Source organism: Pseudoalteromonas porphyrae (genome assembly GCF_001298125.1).
In the GTDB taxonomy this organism is placed as follows: domain Bacteria; phylum Pseudomonadota; class Gammaproteobacteria; order Enterobacterales; family Alteromonadaceae; genus Pseudoalteromonas; species Pseudoalteromonas neustonica.
The window spans coordinates 49,985-70,661 of the sequence record NZ_LHPH01000016.1 but is presented as its reverse complement, the minus strand read 5'-3'; the positions used below and the strand labels follow the sequence as shown (position 1 = coordinate 70,661).

The following is a 20,677-nucleotide window of genomic DNA, read 5'->3' as shown; positions in this document are numbered from 1 at the left end:
TCCGATGAACTCAGGTTTTATAAATCGTTTAGTCGGCACAAGCATTGTGGTGATTGCAGCAATCGTGTTTATTCCAAATATTCTCGATGGTGAAAAAGTACATTACAAAGAAGGCTTTAAAGCTATTCCTGAACGCCCTGAGTTCAAAACCATTGATCTACAAGATACTCTAGACCAACGTGTTGCAAGTGCTGAACAGCCTAAAGAACCACAAATTGAAAACATTATCGCGGATGATGATATTACGAGTGCTGTCGAAACTGTCGAGCAAGAGAATATTGATAGTGGCAATGACAGGAAAATGGTCGAGGCAAGTACAGAGCAAACTACAATCAGTGAAATAAAACAGCAACCTCAAGTTGTCGTAAAACAACCTGAACCTAAACGTGCTGAAGATGAAAACCTTTCAAAAATGGCTTATGTTATCCAGCTGGGTAGTTTTTCTCATGCAGCTAATGTGAAATCACTACAAGCCAAACTTACTGCAAACGGATTTAAAACGTTTACCCGCCCAGTTAAAACCCCTAATGGTACTTTAACTAAAGTTTTTGTGGGCCCGTCGCTCGATAAAGCGCAGCTTGAGAGCAAATTACCACAATTGAAAGCGCTTACTAAACTAAACGGTAAAGTGACACAGTTTGAAGTAACAAAATGATCTGGCATTTAGGGCTAACCTCTTATAGAATGCGCCCCAAATTAACGACTAGTTGGTTCATATGATCTGGGTTGATTACGCCATTTTTGGCATTATTGCACTGTCTACTATTATCGGTTTGATTCGTGGCTTTATAAAAGAAGCAATGTCTTTAGCTGTATGGGCTGGTGCATTTATCATCTCAAGTTTGTTTTACCAATATTTAGCATCCTTCCTAACCAGTATTTCTGAACCCCTTTTAAGAAATGCAGCGGCCATAGCCATATTATTCTTTGCGACGCTACTGTTAGGCGGATTGTTAAACTACCTGCTAGGTGAACTTGTACAACGTACAGGTCTGTCTGGTACTGACCGTGTCTTTGGCATTGTCTTTGGTGCACTTCGTGGCGTGTTGGTCGTGAGCGCGTTACTCTTCTTTCTTGATGCTTTTACTGGTGCACCTAATACGCACTGGTGGGGTAACTCTATTTTGATCCCAGAATTTGGCTTTGTTGTTGAGTGGTTTTTTTCATACCTCGAAAACAATTCAAGCTTTTTAAATTCGGTCAACCGTTAATCGGCGAGGAAAAATTTCATGTGTGGTATCGTTGGAATAGTCGGAACATCTCCTGTAAATCAGGCGATTTATGATGGCTTAACTGTTTTGCAACACCGTGGCCAAGATGCTGCGGGCATCATTACCATTGAAAACAACACCTTTAGTTTACGTAAAGCAAATGGCTTAGTGAAAGATGTATTTCACACCCGTCATATGAAGCGTTTACAAGGCACAATTGGTATCGGTCATGTGCGCTACCCTACAGCTGGCTCGTCTAGCTCATCTGAAGCACAGCCTTTTTATGTTAACTCACCGTTCGGTATTGCTTTAGCGCATAATGGTAACTTAACGAACGCTGAGCAGCTTAAAGAACAATTGTTCTCAGAGGCTCGTCGTCACGTAAATACCACATCGGATTCTGAAATTCTGCTTAATGTTATGGCACATGAATTCAGCAAACCAAATAAGCTAAAACTTGACCCAGAAGACATTTTTAATGGTGTCACTGAAGTTAATAATAAAGTTCAAGGTGGTTATGCAACCATCGCAATGGTTATTGGCCATGGTATTGTTGCATTTCGCGATCCAAATGGTATTCGTCCATTGGTATTTGGCAAGCGTGAAGCTGCAAATGGCACAGAGTATATGTTTGCTTCTGAAAGTGTTGCACTAAAAACAGATGGTTTTGAGTTTGTACGTGATGTAGCACCCGGTGAGGCTATTTATGTAACTGAAGCTGGCGAATTTTATTCGCAAGCATGTGCCGATAAAGCATCGTACTCACCGTGTATTTTTGAGTTTGTATATTTTGCTCGTCCAGATTCAAACATTGATAATATGTCTGTTTACGCAACGCGCGTTAATATGGGCACAAAATTGGGTGAGAAAATAGCACGAGAGTGGGCTGATAAAGACATTGATGTGGTTATCCCAATCCCAGAAACATCATGTGATGTGGCGTTAGAAATCGCCCGTGTACTTAATTTACCTTATCGTCAAGGCTTTGTTAAAAACCGCTATATTGGGCGTACATTTATTATGCCTGGTCAAGAAATGCGTAAAAAGTCAGTACGTCAAAAGCTTAATGCCATTGACCGTGAGTTTAAAGGTAAAAACGTATTGTTAGTTGATGACTCTATTGTACGTGGTACTACGTCAGCGCAAATCGTTGAAATGGCGCGTGAGTCTGGCGCTAAAAACGTGTATTTTGCCTCAGCCGCGCCGGAAATTCGTTTCCCTAATGTATATGGTATTGATATGCCATCAGCGGCAGAGCTTATTGCGCACGGGCGTGAAGTTGAAGATATCAATGCAAGTATTGGTTCAGATGGTTTGATTTTCCAATCGTTACCAGATTTGATTGCTGCAGTTGCACAAGAGAATCCAGAGATAACTAAATTTGAAACCTCGGTATTTGATGGTCAATATATTACCGGTGGTATAGATCAAGCGTATTTAGATCGTATTGAAAAACTGCGTAATGATTCAGCAAAAAATACGCGTGAAAGTGCGATGTCTTCAGGCTTAGAGTTACACAATCAAGAAGAAAATGGTTCAGATTAATTAACTCGTTAAATCTGCAAGCATAAAAAAAGGAGCTAAATTAGCTCCTTTTTTGCGAAGGAAAGGGAATTTAAATAATAAATCTACTACTTAGTATTACACCTGTTTTATGTAGATAGCATGCTTTTTTACATCGCTTATTCTATGTAAACATAGGAGCAACAATGCCATTTGTCCATAATATAGCTGTCACGGCTAAAATAATTACCAGTAAAATCAAACCACACGTTACGACTGAGCTTGCGTAAATAAAGCCACGCTCTTGCGGTATATGCATTAAAATAGGTACACCCGTATACAACAGGTAAACTGAATATGCTAATGCAATCATTCCTATACAAACAACAAACCACAGGACAGGCCAAAATGCGGCTAATGCAGACATGAATACGGGAGTTGATGTGTATGCTGCAAGCTCTAGCGTTTGGGTAAATGTTGGTTTTGACCCAAAAGTGACCGCCATCCAATGAGCTAAATAAGCAAGCGCAAACACACCAATGATTAATGCGATATACATAGCTCCTGCAATTAATATAGCACTATCATGCGTTAAAAATACCGGGTTACCCGCACCAATACTCCAACCTAAATAAACGGAAGAGTAATACCCCATAGCGGATGGGAATAGTGCAATTAGTAGTATATGCGATAAGCTATAAGTTAAGCTTTCATGGCGGTTATCAATAGTTTGCCACTCTTCGAGTGGGTGAGCATAAATGCCCCATAAATGGTTTAATATCATAATGTGTGCCCCATAAACTGAATTAGTTCACTGTTTTATTTTTATACAGCTTGTATTAAGTTATGGGTCAGTAACTGATACTTGTCAAGAAACGGTTAAATGGGTTTTAAGCAAAGTACGGTGTGGTACTCCTTATCAATAGGCATTAGCAAAGCGAGCCTCACGGTGATACATCTTTATATTTACGTTTCATCATAGGTTCTTCTAGCTGGCTTTTGCAGATATCTTTTAATGTTTCATTTTTAAACAGCAGCCCATTCGAACTTTTACCAAATAGCGCAAATGAAGAAACATCGAGCTTAGCGTCAATTTCATTTTCTTGTATTAATTCTGCTTTGTAGTAATTGTAAATCTGATAGTCGAGTTGGATAAAGTCAACTCGCTTTTTAAAGAGCATTCTTACTTGATTATTTTGACGACTAGTTTCAAGGTATTTTGGGTTTGCTTTAGCCATTTTTTCATACTCACTACCCAGGCGATCAATTGCACCTTGCCATGACAGTAAAGAGTAGCGCTCTAAATCAGGGATGCTTTTTACCAAAAAATTGTTCTCAGAGAGGGAAAAAGCAAAATTTTCATAGGCATATATGTTACCTGTAAAAAAACCATTTAATGATTCACTGGCAATAACAATCGAATTGATATCTATTACCACATCAACTTCATTCATTTTATATGCAGTAAGGCGTCTGGCATAGGGGAAGGAAATAAACTCAAGTTTATAATTGGTTGGCTTCAAGCAGTCTTTCACCATATCAATTAAAATACCTGATTGCCCGTCGTTATGGATCCACGGTGCTAGATCATCACCAATGGCTATTTTAAGTTTTTTGGTTTGAGCACAAGCAGGAAAAGCCAGTATCCATGTAAAAAAGAACAGTGATAACATATTTAAAGGAGGCGATTTTAGTGTGTTATTAGCACTTAAGCTAGGTTTGTTATTCTGGTTAACACCATTTCTAATCAATTGAGATCCTATTAATAACGACGGCAACACTATTTTTAAGAATAACGTGTGATAGGAGGATTTCAAGGCAGGATCTGATTTTTGATAAGTTTATGTTAGTTTAAATTTATTGAACAGCTTTAGGGCCTGTTTATCTTTCGAGGTTGAATTTGCAGCAGTGTGTTTGGTTTTTAGGCAAGGCAGAGCCTATGATGTGTGGTTATTCCCAATAAATAGGCGATAACGAAGCATAAAAACCAAACATGCGCTGCCCGAAGGGTTCTGTCTAGGAGCGATTAACTCTTTGTTACTCGATTTTTACTTAGCCCACTCGATTACAAATCTCGCGCGCGATTAAATCGCCCCTAAATTGAACGAATTTTAATCCACAAAGGTCAACGGGCTCTAATTATTTTAATTTTAAAAAATAGGCTTTATCTTGATAAACTCAGATTTATTTCTATTTTTACTACCCGTATTTTATCGATACTATTGTTATGTGTATGGTATAATTTTGGCTCATTTAAAGTTTACGATAATGAATTTTTACCATGTCAAATCAAGAGTTGCTCGCCCCAATATTATCTTTTCTTCAATGTGAAACTCCGCAAGAGTGGATTATAGAAGCGACAAAAAAAGAAAATCTAACCGTTATTTTAATTGATCATTTAATTTGTGAATTAAAAGCCGCACAATCTGCAATGTTTTTAATTCGTAAATATGCAGTTGATAAAGAGGGCAGTGATGCGTTATTAGAATGGCTAAAACCATTTGAAACGCTTATTTATAAGCGCGAGGGTAACTGGCGCGATTTAGCTGTTAAAAATAAACTGACTAAATCAGTGATCCCTAAATCTGATTCACCTTACGGGCAAGATTTGATTGATAAAATGGTGATGTTGATTAAAGAAGAGTTGCATCACTTTTATCAAGTGTTAGAAATTATGGATGAGTACGGTATAGAATATCAAAGTATTACGCCATGTCGTTATGCAAAAGGCATGTTACGTCATGTTAAGACTTTTGAACCAGATGCTTTGGTGGATAAGCTAATAGTGGGTGCTTACATTGAAGCGCGATCATGTGAACGGTTTGCAAAGCTTGCTCCGCATGTTGATAAACGTTTAGGCGATTTTTATATCTCTTTATTACGCTCAGAAGCGCGTCATTACCAAGATTATTTAACGTTGGCGCAAGAAATTGCAGACTTTGATATTACTGAGCGTGTAGCATTTTTTGGTGATAAAGAAGCTGAACTAATTGCCACGCCAGACATTGATTTTAAATTCCATAGCGGTGTGCCAACGCTAACTATACATTTATAAAGAGAGAATAATAGCCCTAACTAACTATTTAATTTTGTGCGAATGGCTCACTTTTCAACATTTGTTTTTTGGCTGTGACCACTAAATATGATCCTTGTGTGTACCAATCGCCTAACACTGTTCGTGTGAGAGTTTGATTATCCACTTTATAGTGGTGCACATTAGGACGATGAGTATGGCCGTGAATCATATGCTGTACTTGGTGTTTATCAAAAGTTTCTAGCACAGCTTTTTCAGTTACATCTAGAATTTCTAATGCTTTACCAGCTTGATTTTGTTTTGATTTTTCTCGAGCATTTTGTGCTACCTTTCGGCGGTACCACAGTGGCATAGCTAGCATTAAACGTGGCCACCACCAACCACGACCTTTCTTACGAAACTTTTGATATTCGATATCTTGTGTGCACATTTCATCGCCATGCAAAATGACTGTGGGTGTACCATATAAATCAATAACAATTTGTTCAGGCAATAAAGTCATACCAGCTTGCTGGGCGTATTTTTCACGCATAATAAAATCACGGTTGCCATGTACAAAATACACGGGTGTCCCGTTGTCACTTACAACCTTTAAGCGTTTAGCCACTTCCGTAGAGAGCGCTGTAACGTAATCATCCCCAACCCATACTTCAAAAAAATCACCGAGTATATACAGAGCGTCAATGTCTTTATTAAGAATGTGAGAATCTAAAAATTGATAAAAAGCAGCGCTGATATCTGGGCGGTTTTCACTTAAATGAAGGTCGGCAATAAAATAAGTTTGGCGCATTGTGACTCGTAAACGTTAACGGAGAATAAAAAGCGGATGAAACATCCGCTTTAAATGAAAGGTAACTTAGCTAACAGTTACGCTTTTGATGATAACGTCATCAAGCGGAACATCTTGGTGGTGACCAGCACTTCCAGTCGCAACGTTTTTGATTTTTTCAACTATGTCCATGCCTTCAACAACTTCAGCAAACACACAGTAACCCCAGCCTTGTGATGTTTCACTGCTGAAATTTAAAAAATCGTTGTTATTGACGTTAATGAAAAACTGCGCAGTTGCTGAATGTGGATCAGGAGTACGTGCCATTGCAAGTGTACCAACCTTATTTGAAAGGCCGTTATTTGCTTCATTTTGAATCGGGTCATGCACTTCTTTTTGTGTCATGCCAGGCTCAAAGCCGCCGCCTTGTACCATAAAACCATCAATTACACGGTGAAAAATAGTACCGTCATAAAAACCAGCATTTGCATACTGTAAAAAATTTTTAACTGTGTTTGGCGCGTCATCTTTGTGCATGTTAATGGTGATATCACCAAAATTTGTGTGTAGAACAACCATGAGGTTTCCTATTAGCTGATTTATTTGGCACTATTTTATCTTAGTTAGCTAAGATAAACAAAGTGCTTATTCAATTGATAAAGCGCTAGAGCAGGGGCTTTTCAAGTGTTAACATAGTAATTCAAGTAAATAGTCAAGGACTCAAAATAAATGGTAAATATATACAACACACTGACACGTCAAAAAGAGCAATTTAAACCAATGGTCGACGGTAAAATCGACATGTATGTGTGTGGTATCACCATTTATGATTACTGCCATATTGGTCATGCACGTACATTTGTAAGTTTTGACGTGATCGTACGTTACCTTCGCCATATTGGTTATGATTTAAAGTATGTACGTAACATCACCGATGTTGATGATAAAATTATCAAGCGCGCCAATGAAAATGGCGAAGCGATTAATGATTTAACCGTACGTATGACTAAAGCAATGCATGAAGATTTTGATAGTTTAAACATGTTGCGCCCGGATGTTGAACCAACAGTAACAGGCCATATGGATGAAATCATCGAAATGGTTGAGCGCTTAGTACACAAAGGCCATGCTTATGTTGCAGCTGATGGCGATGTATTGTTTGATGTATCAACGTTTGAGCAGTACGGTGCATTGTCACAACAAGACCTAACAATGCTACAAGCGGGTTCACGTGTTGAAGTTGCGCAAGATAAAGACGATCCGCTTGACTTTGTATTATGGAAAAAAGCCAAAGCGGGTGAGCCATCATGGACATCACCTTGGGGTGAGGGTCGTCCTGGTTGGCATATTGAATGTTCTGCAATGAGTTCTAAGCATTTAGGTGAGCATTTTGATATTCATGGTGGTGGTTCTGATTTACAGTTTCCGCACCATGAAAATGAAATTGCACAATCATGCTGTGCAAATAACGGTAAATACGTAAATACTTGGATCCACACAGGGATGGTACAAGTTAATAAAGAGAAGATGTCAAAATCACTCGATAACTTTTTTACGGTACGTGAAGTATTAAAACAGTATGACCCTGAATCAGTGCGTTACTTTTTAATATCGGGTCACTACCGCAGCCAGTTAAACTACTCGCAAGAAAATTTAGATCAAGCGCGTTCCTCGCTAGAGCGCATTTATACAGCCTTACGTGGCGTTGAGCCTATCAATTGTGATTTAGCAGGAAATGAATACGTGGCTAAATTTAGAAAAGCAATGGATGATGACTTCAATACCCCAGAGGCATTGCCAGTATTGTTTGAGCTTGCTAAAGAGCTTAACCGCGTAAAAGATAGTGAGACTGCGCAAGCAGGGCAGTTAGCATTTGTGCTGCGCAGTTTAGGTGAAGTGTTGGGTGTTGCACAGCAGACACCAGAAGCATTTTTACAAGGGGCTCAAGCAGATGATGAAGTTGCACAAATTGAAGCGTTAATCGTCAAACGCAATGATGCACGTGCCAGTAAAGATTGGGCTGCAGCGGATGAAGCGCGTGATGCGTTGAATACACTTGGTGTAATACTAGAAGATTCAGCGGGTAAAACGACGTGGCGTAAAGCGTAATAAGCAATTAACCGTATATACCCAGGTCACCTCAAGGTGCAGGATTCAGCGTTTCACAGGGGCTTAATATCAAGGCGTTACTTCGCAATAATGGCGGTCCCTTTTAGGAGTAACAACGCAGAGTAAGTGCCTGTGAAACGCCCAACGGGTTGGTTTAAAGCGATTTATACTGTGTTATAGATTTTGATAAGGGAATAACCATTACCTGCAATCAATGCCTTGCCTAAATCGCTTTTAATTCCAACTGAAACTCACATCTTGAGGTGACTTGGGTATATAAAAAGGGTTGCCAATTGGCAACCCTTTTTATATGGGATAATTTTATTTGTAGTATTAACCGTGATATTTTTCGCACGCTTCCAATGTATTTTCAATTAAGCTTGCAACCGTCATCGGACCAACACCACCAGGGACTGGCGTGATGAAATGTGCTTTTTGCTCAGCGATATCATATTGAACGTCACCCACTAATTTACCAGTGTCTAAACGGTTGATACCTACATCGATTACGATAGCGCCTTCTTTAACCCAGTCTCCTGGAATAAACTCAGGTTTACCTACTGCGACAACCAACAAATCAGCGCGGCGTACATGAGTTTCTAAATCTTGCGTAAATTTATGACATACAGTAGTCGTACAACCCGCCAGCAATAACTCTAATGCCATAGGGCGACCAACAATATTCGAGGCACCTACAACAACTGCATGCATTCCTTTGTATTTTACGCCCGTTGAATCAAGCAGTGTAATAATCCCTTTTGGTGTACAAGGGCGAAGAGCTGGCATTCGTTGTGCTAAACGACCGATATTGTATGGATGAAAACCATCAACGTCTTTGAGCGGCGTAATATGCTCAAGAATTTTTTCAACATTAAGCCCTTCAGGTAAAGGTAGTTGGACTAAAATCCCATCGACTTGGGCATCGTTGTTAAGTTCATCGATTAAATCTAATAATGCTTGTTCATTTGTGTCTGCCGGTAAATCAAATGATTTTGATACAAAACCAACCTCTTCACAGGCTTTACGCTTTGAGCCTACGTAAACTTGGCTCGCTGGGTCTTGTCCTACAAGTACAACAGCAAGGCCTGGTGCGCGTAAACCATTTGCAACACGTTCACTTACTCGTTGTGCTACTGCACTTCGTACTTGTTTAGCTATTGCCTTACCATCGATGATGTTTGCCGTCATGGGTGACCTTTAATTGGGGTTAGTTAACTTGAAACTGATACTTAGCAAGACTATAAACGTTTTTAATGGGGTAAACGCAGTTGGTAATAACCAATCTCATTATAGTCTTGTCTTTATTCTAGAAGCTATTTTCGCAGAAAAGCATTAAAGCGCCAAGTTGCTTTTCTTATATTCACCTTCGAATTATATAAAAGTGCTGAAATTTTAGCTTAGTTTTACAATATTTAGCCATTATGAACTAAAAGTGAGCGATTGATTTATTTTCTTAAAAAAAGGTTTGACCTAACCCGGTCAAATCACTATTATGCACCCCGTTGTCAACGAGGTCACTCGCTAACAATAATAGGCATCGGCGATTAGCGCAGTTTGGTAGCGCACTTGGTTTGGGTCCAAGGGGTCGCAGGTTCAAATCCTGCATCGCCGACCACTTTTTTAAAGTTAAAGTGTAGCAAGATTGATTTGAGTGTATTCAATTCAGTCGCAGATTAAAATTCTGTATCGCGACCACATCTTAATTAAAGTAGCTTATTGGTTCGCTATGAAGTTTTCGATGCGCCCATAGCTCAGCTGGATAGAGCAACGCCCTTCTAAGGCGTCGGTCGAAGGTTCGAATCCTTCTGGGTGCACCATTTGAAAACAAGTAAATGCCGTGGTGATTGTAGCTCAGTTGGTAGAGCCCCGGATTGTGATTCCGGTTGTCGTGGGTTCGAGCCCCATCAGTCACCCCAATTTACACAAAGAATATCGGCGATTAGCGCAGTTTGGTAGCGCACTTGGTTTGGGTCCAAGGGGTCGCAGGTTCAAATCCTGCATCGCCGACCACTTCCATTTAGGAAATGGTCTTAAATTCTCAGTTTAAGTGTTCACAGAAAAATAGAAGTTAATTCTTCATATGTCGGCGATTAGCGCAGTTTGGTAGCGCACTTGGTTTGGGTCCAAGGGGTCGCAGGTTCAAATCCTGCATCGCCGACCACTTTCTTTACCTCTAAAGTTAAGTGATATTAAATTTATAATTTCTTCAAAACACAAAAAATAAAAAATCTTCATAATATATTTTATAAAACCATTTCATCATTTTTATTCAAAAAAGCGAATGCGCTTAAAAATTGCTATCTAAAACGCCTGTTTTTTATCCTATCACCTTCTATAATGCGCTATCTAACCAAATAATTGCCCCCTAGACTCGACTATCATAAATATTAGGTTATAATGCCGCGTCTATTGTTTAACATAGTGCCCGAAGGGCAGAGCAGCATTGGTATCTTATAGTGGAGATGGGGTTGATAAGTCATTAAATGACTTTGAACGTGCCAAAACGCATAGTGATCACCGTGTTTGTAAGGAAGGCGAACAGTCGCCAAAATTGAAGATTGAGGTATATCATGCAAGTTTCTGTTGAGACGACTCAAGGCCTTGAGCGCCGTCTGACCATCACCGTTCCTGCAGAGAACGTTGAGACCGAAGTAAAAAAACGCTTACAACAACTGTCTAAAACCCAGCGTATTGATGGTTTCCGTCCTGGTAAAGTACCAACGTCTGTAATCAACAAACGTTACGGTGGCGCAGTTCGTCAAGAAGTAGCTGGCGAAGTAATGCAACGTAATTTTTATGAAGCTATTGTAGCTGAAAAAATTAACCCAGCTGGCGCACCAACATTTGCTCCTAAAGCACTTGAAGCGGGTAAAGATTTAGAGTTTTCAGCAACATTTGAAGTTTACCCTGAAGTAGAAGTTCAAGGTTTAGACAAAATTGCTGTTGAAAAACCTGCTGTAACGGTTACTGACGAAGATCTAGCTAACATGCTAGAAACTCTTCGTAAGCAACACGCAGATTGGGCTGACGTAGATACAGCTGCTGGCGAGAACGATCGCGTAACAGTTGACTTCGTAGGTACTATCGACGGTGAAGTATTTGAAGGCGGAAAAGCTGAAGACTTCCCATTAGAACTTGGCCAAGGTCGTATGATCCCAGGTTTTGAAGATAATATCATAGGTAAAAAAGCAGGCGAAGAAGTTGTTGCTGATGTAACATTCCCTGATGATTACCATGCTGAAAATCTTAAAGGCAAAGCAGCTCAATTCACTATCACAGTGAAGAAAGTTGAAGCGCAAGAGCTACCTGAATTAAGCGAAGAATTCGCAACTAAATTCGGTGTAACTGAAGGCGGCGTTGACGCACTTAAAGAAGAAGTGAAAAAGAACATGACACGTGAACTTGACCAAGCGGTTAAAGCTAACGTGAAAGACCAAGCAATCAAAGGTCTTTTAGCTAACAACGAAATCGATGTGCCTAAAGCGCTAGTAGATCAAGAAATTGATGCACTACGTCAACAAGCAGCACAACGTTTTGGTGGCGACGCTAAAAACATGCCTGAGCTTCCAGCTGAATTGTTCCACGAACAAGCTGTAACTCGCGTTAAAACTGGCCTATTATTAGGTGAAGTAATTAAAGCGAACGAGATCAAAGTTGATGATGCTAAAGTTGAAGCATTAATTGCAACAGTGGCTTCTGCATATGAAGATCCAACTGAAGTTGTAGAATATTACAAAGCAAATGATCAACTTATGCAGCAAATGCGTAATGTAGCAATGGAAGAGCAAGCTGTTGAAGCTATTTTAGCTAAAGCAAATGTAACTGACGTTGAAAAAGCATTTGATGACATCATGAATCCACAGCAAGGTGCATAATAAGTCATTGACTTAAGCCCTCGCTAACGATTAAATGGCTCGTGTTACACTGTATTATGCAGCGTGCCCGAGCCATTTTAGTTTGTGGCCTTCAATTTCGCCAAAAAATAACTATGCTTCCTTATAATAAGGATAAGTATAAGCGCATAAGGAATTAGATAAATATGAACACTGGTATTACAGATCCACTCAATGCATTAGTACCTATGGTTGTTGAACAAACAGCGAAAGGCGAGCGCTCGTATGATATTTATTCGAGACTATTAAAAGAGCGAATCATTTTTTTAACTGGCCCGGTTGAAGACAACATGGCTAACCTAATTTTAGCGCAAATGCTATTTTTAGAGTCAGAAAACCCAGAAAAAGATATCTTTTTATATATCAATTCACCAGGCGGTTCAGTCACTGCGGGCATGGCAATTTATGACACCATGAATTTTATTAAGCCAGATGTAAGTACAATTTGTGTTGGCCAAGCGGCTAGCATGGGGGCATTCTTATTAACAGCTGGTGCAAAAGGCAAACGCTATTGTTTACCTAATTCACGGGTAATGATCCACCAACCATTAGGCGGTTTCCAAGGTCAAGCATCTGACTTTGAAATACACGCCAAAGAAATCCTGTCTATTAAAGACAAATTAAACCGTTTAATGGCAGAGCATACTGGCCAACCATTAGATGTGATTTCAAAAGATACCGACCGTGATAACTTTATGAGTGCAGCCCAAGCTGTTGATTATGGTTTAGTTGACGCCGTATTTACTAATCGCGAGAGCAAGTAATTACACAAGCTAGTAGTTAATTGTTACTAGCTTTGTCCTTTACTATGTGAAAACCAATATAATTTGGTATAGTTGAGCGTATTGAAATAGCTGCTAAGTAGTTTGGCAGCCAACGTATAAGATGAGGTAGCTGAATGTCTGACACTCCTACAGACGGCGACAAAAGTAATAAATTGTTATACTGCTCTTTTTGTGGCAAAAGCCAACACGAAGTTCGTAAGCTAATTGCAGGTCCTTCAGTATACATTTGTGATGAATGTGTAGAGCTGTGTAACGATATCATCAGGGAAGAAATCAAAGACATTGCGCCTAAGCACAACACGTCTGATAAACTACCTGCACCAAAAGAAATTCGTAATCACTTAGATGATTATGTAATTGGTCAAGATCACGCTAAAAAAGTACTTTCTGTAGCGGTTTATAATCATTATAAACGCTTGCGTAATCAAAATGGTAAATCTGATATTGAGTTAGGCAAAAGTAATATTCTACTAATTGGCCCAACGGGTAGTGGTAAAACATTATTAGCCGAAACACTTGCACGCTTATTAGATGTGCCATTTACGATGGCAGATGCAACAACACTAACTGAAGCCGGTTATGTAGGTGAAGATGTTGAAAACATCATCCAAAAGCTATTACAAAAGTGCGATTACGATGTAGAAAAAGCCCAGCGCGGTATTGTTTACATTGATGAAATTGATAAGATTTCACGTAAATCGGATAATCCTTCGATTACACGCGATGTATCGGGTGAAGGCGTGCAACAAGCATTGCTTAAATTAATTGAAGGTACAGTTGCATCGGTTCCACCACAAGGCGGGCGCAAACACCCACAGCAAGAATTTTTACAGGTCGATACCTCTAAAATCTTATTTATCTGTGGTGGTGCATTCTCTGGCCTTGATAAAGTAATTGAGCAGCGAAGCCAGAAAAATACTGGTATCGGTTTTGGCGTACAAGTCAAAGAATCAGCGGCGAGTCGTTCTTTAAGTGAAACATTTAAAGATGTTGAACCTGAAGATTTAGTAAAGTATGGTTTAATTCCAGAGTTTATTGGCCGCTTACCAGTGGTTGCAACGTTAACTGAATTAGATGAGTCGGCTTTAGTACAAATTCTAAATGAGCCTAAAAACGCCTTAACTAAACAGTACGGCGCATTATTTGGTATGGAAGACGTTGAACTTGAGTTTCGTGATGATGCGCTTCGCGCTATTGCCCACAAAGCAATGGAGCGTAAAACGGGTGCACGTGGTCTTCGCTCAATTGTTGAGGCTGTATTACTTGATACCATGTACGAACTCCCATCAATGGAAGATGTTAGCAAAGTAGTGATTGATGAAACCGTTATTAAAGGTGAATCAGATCCTATTTTGATCTATCAAAGCGCGACTCAAGATAAAGTGGCCGCAGAGTAATATATACTCACTTTGATAAAAAAGGAGCCTTAGGCTCCTTTTTTTATAATTTATTTAATCCAATTACGTAAAATTGTTGAACTTTACTTAGGTTATCCCCATATACTTGAGTAATCTTTAAAATAAATGAAGAGCGAAGAGAAAAATAATGACGCTTGAGAGAACAGATCGAGTCGAAATCCCAGTGTTAGCACTGCGCGATGTCGTGGTATATCCGCACATGGTGATCCCGCTTTTTGTAGGCCGTGAAAAATCAATAAAATGCCTTGAAGCGGCAATGGATAAAGACAAACAAATTTTCCTTGTTGCGCAAAAAGACGCAACAGTCGATGAACCAGAACAAGATGATATTTATCGTGTTGGTACTATTGCCACCGTACTTCAATTACTAAAATTACCAGATGGTACAGTAAAGGTATTGGTAGAAGGTACGCAACGAGCAAAGCTTGAAAGCTTCATTGAAAATGAAGACTTCTTTGTTGCTAACGCGCAGTTTATTAGCTCTGAGGAAATCGATGAGCAAGAGCAAGATATTTTCATCAGCAGCGCAATAAGTCAGTTTGAAGGCTATGTAAAGCTCAATAAAAAAATCCCACCAGAGGTATTAACATCAGTCAGTGGGATTGATGAAGCGCCACGCCTTGCTGATACGATGGCAGCACACATGCCGCTTAAGGTGCCAGAAAAGCAAAAAGTACTTGAGATTGCCAGTGTAACGGAACGTCTTGAATATTTAATGGCGTTGATGGAAGGTGAAATCGATTTATTGCAAATTGAGAAGAAAATTCGTACCCGCGTTAAAAAGCAGATGGAAAAATCGCAGCGTGAGTACTACCTCAATGAGCAAATGAAAGCCATCCAAAAAGAATTGGGTGAACTTGATGATGTACCAGATGAATTCGAAGCGTTGAAAAAACGTATTGAAGAGTCGGGTATGAGCACTGATGCACAAGAAAAAGCAAATTCAGAGCTTGCCAAGCTAAAAATGATGTCACCAATGTCGGCAGAAGCGACAGTCGTGCGTTCATACATAGATACATTAATTAATGTACCGTGGAAAAAACGCTCAAAAGTGAAAAAAGATTTAGCTGGTGCGCAAAAAATCCTTGATAGCGATCACCACGGTCTTGATAAAGTAAAAGAGCGTATTATTGAATATCTTGCGGTTCAGCAACGTACTAATAAACTAAAAGGGCCAATTTTATGTTTAGTAGGGCCTCCAGGTGTTGGTAAAACGTCATTAGGCCAATCGATTGCACGCTCTACGGGTCGTAAGTACATACGTATGGCGCTGGGTGGCGTACGCGACGAAGCTGAAATTCGTGGTCATCGCCGTACTTATATTGGCTCAATGCCAGGTAAGCTAATCCAAAATATGAGTAAAGTGGGTGTTAAAAATCCATTATTCTTATTAGATGAAATTGACAAAATGTCTTCGGATATGCGTGGTGATCCAGCATCGGCTTTATTAGAAGTACTCGATCCTGAGCAAAATAGTCATTTTGCTGATCATTACTTAGAAGTTGATTACGATTTGTCGGATGTAATGTTTGTTGCAACATCTAACAGCTTTAACATTCCTGGTCCATTATTAGATCGGATGGAAGTTATTCGTTTGTCGGGTTACACCGAAGATGAAAAGCTAAATATTGCAAAAGAGCATTTAATTGTTAAGCAAGTTAAACGCAATGGCTTAAAAGACGACGAACTTGTTTTAGAAGACAGCGCTATAATTGGCATTATTCGCTATTATACCCGCGAAGCTGGCGTACGTAATTTAGAGCGCGAAATATCTAAGTTATGTCGCAAAGCCGTTAAGAATATCTTGCTTGAAAAAGGCACTAAAACCGTCACTATCAATGCACAGAACCTTGAAGATTTCTTAGGTGTACAACGCTTTGATTACGGTAAAGCAGAAGACGGCGATCGTATTGGTCAAGTAACAGGCCTTGCTTGGACTGAAGTAGGTGGTGATTTACTGACGATCGAATGTGCTGCGATGCCAGGTAAAGGGAAGCTAAGTTACACCGGTTCACTTGGCGATGTCATGCAAGAGTCGATTCAAGCTGCTATGACTGTTGTGCGTAATCGTGCAGATGAATTTCGAATTAACAGTGATTTTTATGAAAAACGTGACATTCATGTACATGTGCCTGAGGGAGCAACACCAAAAGATGGACCAAGTGCAGGTGCTGCTATGGTAACTGGTTTGGTTTCAAGTCTTACGGGTAATCCTGTTCGTGCTGATGTTGCAATGACGGGTGAAATTACGTTGCGTGGTGAAGTATTACCAATAGGTGGCTTAAAAGAGAAGTTACTAGCGGCCCACCGAGGTGGTATTAAAACCGTTATTATTCCAAAAATTAACGAACGTGACTTAAAAGAGATCCCTGACAACGTATTGGCAGGCCTTGATATTCACCCTGTTACTTGGATTGATGAGGTTTTAAAACTTGCTTTAGTACACCCAGTTGAGAGTTTTTCAGTCGAAACACCAAAAAACCAGTAAAAAAGCGAAAAAAAGTGCTTGAAAGGGCTTTTCAAATCTAGATGGTATGATAAGTTAAGCACTGGTTTTCAAGCCTAGGCCTTATGTGGCCTAGGCTGAAGAAAAAATACAATCGTATGAGCATGAAAAAGTTTGCTCTAAAATTTTCAAAATAGTGATGTTAGTTTAAAAAACAATCGCTCTTGATAATAACAATGAAAGAGGATGATATTGTGAATAAATCTCAATTAATCGATCAAATCGCAGCTGACGCTGACATTTCTAAAGCGGCTGCGGGTCGTGCACTAGATTCATTCATCGAGTCTGTTTCAGGCGCTCTTAAAGATGGCGATTCAGTTGCTCTAGTTGGTTTCGGTACTTTCTCAGTACGCGATCGTGCCGCTCGTTCAGGCCGCAACCCACAAACTGGCGAAACAATTCAAATCGCTGCAGCGACTATTCCAGCTTTCAAAGCTGGTAAAGCGCTAAAAGATGCATGTAATAGCTAATCACTGTTTTAGTAGGTTAGTTTTGGCAGTGTAAGAAGTTAGTCGCTTTTTAGCACAATTAACTATCTTTATCGCCAACTGCTTCAAGAAAAAAAGCGTATCTGGTAAGATACGCTTTTTTTACATGAGCAAGGCGATTTCTGCCTCGAATAGAATAGAGATAAATAAATGCTTGAGAAAATAAGAGAGGGTTCGCAAGGACCAGTAGCAAAAGTTATTTTAGGCGCGGTAATTTTATCTTTTGCCTTAGCAGGGATCGGTGGTTACCTAGGTCAAACCACAGAACAACCCGTTGCTGAAGTAAATGGAGTTAAAATCAGCCAAACCGAATTTAGCCGAGCACTACAAAATGAACGTTCACGCTTGGAACAACAATTTGGTGAATATTTCGCGCAAATTGCTGCAGATCCAAATTATATGGCGCAAATTCGCCAAGGTGTGGTTGATCGTTTAGTACAACAAGAATTACAAACGCAACTGGCTGCAGAGTTAGGCCTTCGTGTAAGTGATGATAGTGTTAAAAAATCAATTTTAGAACTGCCTTACTTTCAAATTGGTGGAAAATTTAATAACGATCGCTATTTACAAGTTATTCGTCAAATGAATTTTCAACCAGAAGCATTTCGTGAATACCTTCGTGAAGAAATGACTCGTAGCCAGCTTGTATCAGCTGTTGCAGGCAGCGATTTTGCTTTGAAAAATGAATTAACAAGCGCGATTGCACTACAACAACAAACTCGTAGCATTGATTACATTGTAGTTAGCAAAGAAAGCCTACAAGACAGTATCGTTGTTAATGAGCAAGAAATTGCAGATTACTACGATTTAAATACATCACAGTTTTTAGCTCCAGAACAGGTATCAGTAAGCTATATTGACTTAAATGCTGCGAACTTAAACCTTGAAACGAATGTGACTGAAGATGACGTTAAAGCGTATTATGAGCAAAGCAGTGCGCAATATATAGAACCGGAAAAACGCCGTGTATCACATATCTTAATTGATAGCAGTGAAAACGATGATGCAGCTAAAAGTAAAGCTGAAGATTTATTAGCACAATTACAACAAGGCGCTGAGTTTGCTAAATTAGCTGAATCATCATCTGATGATATTGTTAGTGCTGAAATGGGCGGTGATTTAGATTGGATCGAACGCGATATGATGGATCCTGCATTTGAAGACGCTGCGTTTGCACTTGCTGCAAAAGGTGACTTTTCAGAGGTTGTACAATCGGAGTTCGGTTACCATATAATTCAGTTAACAGATATCCAAAGCCAACAAGTAAAAGCGTATGATGCGGTTAAAGCTGATTTACGTGCAGAACTAGAGCGTACTGAAAAAGTAAATGCGTTTTATGAAAAGCAAACAGAAATGGCTGGAATTGCATTTGAGATTTCAGATACTTTAGTTGATGCAGCTGAAGTTGCCGGTGTTGAAGTACAAACAACGGCGCTAGTTGAACGCAACGCATTACCAGCACCACTTAACACACCCGCAGTGATGAGAGCATTATTCTCACCAGACGTGCTTGAAGATAAAATGAATTCAGAAGTACTAGAAATCGGTGATGAGCACGTTATTGTGGTTCGAGTTAGCGAGTATGTGCCTGCAACGACAAAACCACTTGTAGACGTGTCTGAACAGATAAAATCGCGTTTAGTGAGCCAAAAAGCATCAGAACTTGCTAAAGAGAAAGCAACTACCTTATACGCAGAAATTAAAGCAGGTAAGAGCTTAACAAACGTAGCAACTGAGCAAAGCTTAGAACTACGCCAAGAGGCTACACTGACACGTCAAGCATATACGGTTTCTCCAGCAATCGTTCAACACGCCTTTAAAATGGCTCATCCAAGTACTGCTCCAGTAGTTGAAAAGGTTGAGTTAAATAACGGCGATGCAGCAATTGTTGCTCTTAAAACAGTGACAGATGCAGCTATTGAGGGCGAAATCGAAGCGCAGCTTAAGCAAAATATTACAATGGCCCAAGTTAACAAAAACTACATGGTATTCATTGAAGCCTTAAAAGCAAACGCTGAGTTAAACTTGCCGGTAGCACCACAAGCCGCAGAATAAGTTTTATTCTAATAAATAAAAAGGCGCCAATGGCGCCTTTTTTGTTTTTCACTGACAGTATGCTAGGGCGTGTTGACCTTTCGTGATTGATTTTGCAGCAGTCTATTTGGTATTTAGGCAAGGCAGCGCCTATGGTGTGTGGTGTTCCCCATAAATAGGCGATAACGTGCCCAAAGGATTCTTCCTAGGGGCGTGAGCAGGACGCGGAAGCTTTGCTCAATTTTTACTTAGCTCACTCGATTCCAAACCTCGCGCCGCGATTAAATCGCCCCTAGATTAAATAAATTTCAATCCATAATGGTCAGCACGCCCTAGTTTCCAACCGAGTATTTGCTGCGACGTTACAGAGTGATTTTATTTGTTAAATTGTTCAAATACTTATGCAAATTGGTATCAACTACTTAAATTTAGCAAACTTGTTTAGGTTACTTTTTAATGTACTTTGGTATAAGCTCAGTGCTTAAACGCAAATTTTATCAAAGGATCGTTATGAAATTCGAGCAGCTATTAAATAATTTTGATATGGGTATCTGTGTTGAACAGTTACAAAAAGAATCACTGTTAGATCTTGCATTACTATTTGTCGCTGTTGATGGTTCGATTGCAGAGGAAGAGTTAACTGTTGTTGAAACATGGGCGCATAAGATTGAGTGGAATTCAGCGATTAACCTTGATAACTACATTATTGATATGACAAGTAAATGTGTTTTGGCTGTACAAAGTGATGACATTGAGTCATTTATTCAGCATCGAATGACGCATATTGTAGATCAATCAATGAGGGTGTTTGTATTAGAATTACTTAAACAAGTTATTGAAGCTGACGGCATTACTGATGAAAATGAAATTAAAGCGTTAAAAATTGTTGAATCATTAATTCAACCTGCTTAATGGGTATATTTTATG

Annotated in this window: 17 protein-coding genes and 5 tRNA genes; 17 read left to right on the top strand and 5 right to left on the bottom strand. The window is 39.6% G+C overall.

All coding sequences use genetic code 11. The features are described from left to right. The first annotated feature begins 4 nt into the window (after positions 1–4). From ADS77_RS14040 to purF, 3 genes are all read left to right on the top strand, one after another. Complete coding sequence (locus ADS77_RS14040) at positions 5–655, top strand: SPOR domain-containing protein (RefSeq protein ID WP_054206291.1); 651 nt, start codon at positions 5–7, stop codon at positions 653–655. Between the two features lie 61 nt (positions 656–716). Next, entirely contained in the window at positions 717–1,211 is a 495-nt protein-coding gene (locus ADS77_RS14035; protein ID WP_054206292.1) for a CvpA family protein, read from the top strand. Between the two features lie 18 nt (positions 1,212–1,229). Beyond that, complete coding sequence (gene purF, locus ADS77_RS14030; RefSeq protein ID WP_054206293.1) at positions 1,230–2,756, top strand: amidophosphoribosyltransferase; 1,527 nt, start codon at positions 1,230–1,232, stop codon at positions 2,754–2,756. Positions 2,757–2,898: 142 nt separating this feature from the next. Here the strand turns inward: purF and ADS77_RS14025 are convergent, their stop codons facing one another. Both ADS77_RS14025 and ADS77_RS14020 read right to left on the bottom strand, forming a co-directional pair. Continuing rightward, positions 2,899–3,498 (bottom strand): Yip1 family protein, encoded by a 600-nt coding sequence (locus ADS77_RS14025; RefSeq protein WP_054206294.1) that lies wholly within the window; start codon positions 3,496–3,498, stop codon positions 2,899–2,901. A 160-nt stretch (positions 3,499–3,658) separates the two neighbouring features. Then, entirely contained in the window at positions 3,659–4,465 is an 807-nt protein-coding gene (locus tag ADS77_RS14020) for a transporter substrate-binding domain-containing protein (RefSeq protein WP_054454963.1), read from the bottom strand. 530 nt (positions 4,466–4,995) lie between these two features. Here ADS77_RS14020 and miaE point away from each other — a divergent pair. Next, the gene (miaE, locus tag ADS77_RS14015; protein ID WP_054454962.1) at positions 4,996–5,769 is read left to right on the top strand and encodes a tRNA isopentenyl-2-thiomethyl-A-37 hydroxylase MiaE; all 774 of its coding nucleotides are present in this window, start codon (positions 4,996–4,998) and stop codon (positions 5,767–5,769) included. A gap of 28 nt (positions 5,770–5,797) precedes the next feature. On the opposite strand, the gene ADS77_RS14010 is transcribed toward miaE, so the two are convergent. Together ADS77_RS14010 and ADS77_RS14005 are read right to left on the bottom strand one after the other, a co-directional pair. Continuing rightward, positions 5,798–6,538, bottom strand: coding sequence for a UDP-2,3-diacylglucosamine diphosphatase (locus ADS77_RS14010; RefSeq protein WP_054206297.1), 741 nt, complete (start codon positions 6,536–6,538; stop codon positions 5,798–5,800). A gap of 66 nt (positions 6,539–6,604) precedes the next feature. Continuing rightward, a complete protein-coding gene (locus ADS77_RS14005; RefSeq protein WP_054206298.1) occupies positions 6,605–7,096 on the bottom strand; it encodes a peptidylprolyl isomerase in 492 nt (163 codons plus the stop codon). Between the two features lie 150 nt (positions 7,097–7,246). Here ADS77_RS14005 and cysS point away from each other — a divergent pair, with 150 nt between their 5' ends. Next, positions 7,247–8,626, top strand: coding sequence for a cysteine--tRNA ligase (cysS, locus tag ADS77_RS14000; RefSeq protein ID WP_054454961.1), 1,380 nt, complete (start codon positions 7,247–7,249; stop codon positions 8,624–8,626). A 333-nt stretch (positions 8,627–8,959) separates the two neighbouring features. Here the strand turns inward: cysS and folD are convergent, their stop codons facing one another. Continuing rightward, positions 8,960–9,814 carry a bifunctional methylenetetrahydrofolate dehydrogenase/methenyltetrahydrofolate cyclohydrolase FolD gene (gene folD / locus ADS77_RS13995; protein WP_054206300.1) on the bottom strand — a complete coding sequence of 285 codons (855 nt, stop codon included), beginning with the start codon at positions 9,812–9,814 and terminating at the stop codon, positions 8,960–8,962. A 350-nt stretch (positions 9,815–10,164) separates the two neighbouring features. On the opposite strand from folD, the gene ADS77_RS13990 reads away from it, so the two are divergent. The 12 genes from ADS77_RS13990 to ADS77_RS13935 all read left to right on the top strand — a co-directional run bounded on the left by ADS77_RS13990 (position 10,165) and on the right by ADS77_RS13935 (position 20,662). Then, positions 10,165–10,241: transfer RNA gene (locus ADS77_RS13990), tRNA-Pro, on the top strand. 125 nt (positions 10,242–10,366) lie between these two features. Then, positions 10,367–10,443, top strand: a tRNA-Arg gene (locus tag ADS77_RS13985). A gap of 23 nt (positions 10,444–10,466) precedes the next feature. Continuing rightward, positions 10,467–10,542 (top strand) — tRNA-His (locus ADS77_RS13980). Positions 10,543–10,559: 17 nt separating this feature from the next. After that, positions 10,560–10,636, top strand: a tRNA-Pro gene (locus ADS77_RS13975). Positions 10,637–10,710: 74 nt separating this feature from the next. Then, a tRNA-Pro gene (locus ADS77_RS13970) sits at positions 10,711–10,787 on the top strand. A gap of 409 nt (positions 10,788–11,196) precedes the next feature. Next, complete coding sequence (gene tig / locus ADS77_RS13965) at positions 11,197–12,501, top strand: trigger factor (RefSeq protein ID WP_054206301.1); 1,305 nt, start codon at positions 11,197–11,199, stop codon at positions 12,499–12,501. 164 nt (positions 12,502–12,665) lie between these two features. Then, positions 12,666–13,283 (top strand): ATP-dependent Clp endopeptidase proteolytic subunit ClpP, encoded by a 618-nt coding sequence (clpP, locus tag ADS77_RS13960; RefSeq protein WP_054206302.1) that lies wholly within the window; start codon positions 12,666–12,668, stop codon positions 13,281–13,283. A gap of 134 nt (positions 13,284–13,417) precedes the next feature. Continuing rightward, positions 13,418–14,701 (top strand): ATP-dependent protease ATP-binding subunit ClpX, encoded by a 1,284-nt coding sequence (gene clpX / locus ADS77_RS13955; protein ID WP_054206303.1) that lies wholly within the window; start codon positions 13,418–13,420, stop codon positions 14,699–14,701. A gap of 148 nt (positions 14,702–14,849) precedes the next feature. Further along, the gene (gene lon, locus ADS77_RS13950) at positions 14,850–17,210 is read left to right on the top strand and encodes an endopeptidase La (protein ID WP_054206304.1); all 2,361 of its coding nucleotides are present in this window, start codon (positions 14,850–14,852) and stop codon (positions 17,208–17,210) included. A 185-nt stretch (positions 17,211–17,395) separates the two neighbouring features. Further along, positions 17,396–17,698 (top strand): HU family DNA-binding protein, encoded by a 303-nt coding sequence (locus ADS77_RS13945; protein ID WP_305777735.1) that lies wholly within the window; start codon positions 17,396–17,398, stop codon positions 17,696–17,698. Positions 17,699–17,866: 168 nt separating this feature from the next. After that, positions 17,867–19,771, top strand: a complete 1,905-nt coding sequence (locus ADS77_RS13940) for a SurA N-terminal domain-containing protein (protein WP_054454959.1) — start codon at positions 17,867–17,869, stop codon at positions 19,769–19,771. 489 nt (positions 19,772–20,260) lie between these two features. After that, positions 20,261–20,662 carry a hypothetical protein gene (locus ADS77_RS13935; protein ID WP_054206351.1) on the top strand — a complete coding sequence of 134 codons (402 nt, stop codon included), beginning with the start codon at positions 20,261–20,263 and terminating at the stop codon, positions 20,660–20,662. Positions 20,663–20,677 lie beyond the last annotated feature (15 nt).

What these genes read in the sequence shown, in the direction of transcription:
- ADS77_RS14040 (WP_054206291.1), top strand. Translation starts at nt 5, where the DNA reads ATGAACTCAGGTTTTATAAATCGTTTAGTCGGCACAAGCATTGTGGTG.
- ADS77_RS14035 (WP_054206292.1), top strand. Translation starts at nt 717, where the DNA reads ATGATCTGGGTTGATTACGCCATTTTTGGCATTATTGCACTGTCTACT.
- purF (WP_054206293.1), top strand. Translation starts at nt 1,230, where the DNA reads ATGTGTGGTATCGTTGGAATAGTCGGAACATCTCCTGTAAATCAGGCG.
- ADS77_RS14025 (WP_054206294.1), bottom strand. Translation starts at nt 3,498, where the DNA reads ATGATATTAAACCATTTATGGGGCATTTATGCTCACCCACTCGAAGAG.
- miaE (WP_054454962.1), top strand. Translation starts at nt 4,996, where the DNA reads ATGTCAAATCAAGAGTTGCTCGCCCCAATATTATCTTTTCTTCAATGT.
- ADS77_RS14010 (WP_054206297.1), bottom strand. Translation starts at nt 6,538, where the DNA reads ATGCGCCAAACTTATTTTATTGCCGACCTTCATTTAAGTGAAAACCGC.
- ADS77_RS14005 (WP_054206298.1), bottom strand. Translation starts at nt 7,096, where the DNA reads ATGGTTGTTCTACACACAAATTTTGGTGATATCACCATTAACATGCAC.
- cysS (WP_054454961.1), top strand. Translation starts at nt 7,247, where the DNA reads ATGGTAAATATATACAACACACTGACACGTCAAAAAGAGCAATTTAAA.
- folD (WP_054206300.1), bottom strand. Translation starts at nt 9,814, where the DNA reads ATGACGGCAAACATCATCGATGGTAAGGCAATAGCTAAACAAGTACGA.
- tig (WP_054206301.1), top strand. Translation starts at nt 11,197, where the DNA reads ATGCAAGTTTCTGTTGAGACGACTCAAGGCCTTGAGCGCCGTCTGACC.
- clpP (WP_054206302.1), top strand. Translation starts at nt 12,666, where the DNA reads ATGAACACTGGTATTACAGATCCACTCAATGCATTAGTACCTATGGTT.
- clpX (WP_054206303.1), top strand. Translation starts at nt 13,418, where the DNA reads ATGTCTGACACTCCTACAGACGGCGACAAAAGTAATAAATTGTTATAC.
- lon (WP_054206304.1), top strand. Translation starts at nt 14,850, where the DNA reads ATGACGCTTGAGAGAACAGATCGAGTCGAAATCCCAGTGTTAGCACTG.
- ADS77_RS13940 (WP_054454959.1), top strand. Translation starts at nt 17,867, where the DNA reads ATGCTTGAGAAAATAAGAGAGGGTTCGCAAGGACCAGTAGCAAAAGTT.
- ADS77_RS13935 (WP_054206351.1), top strand. Translation starts at nt 20,261, where the DNA reads ATGAAATTCGAGCAGCTATTAAATAATTTTGATATGGGTATCTGTGTT.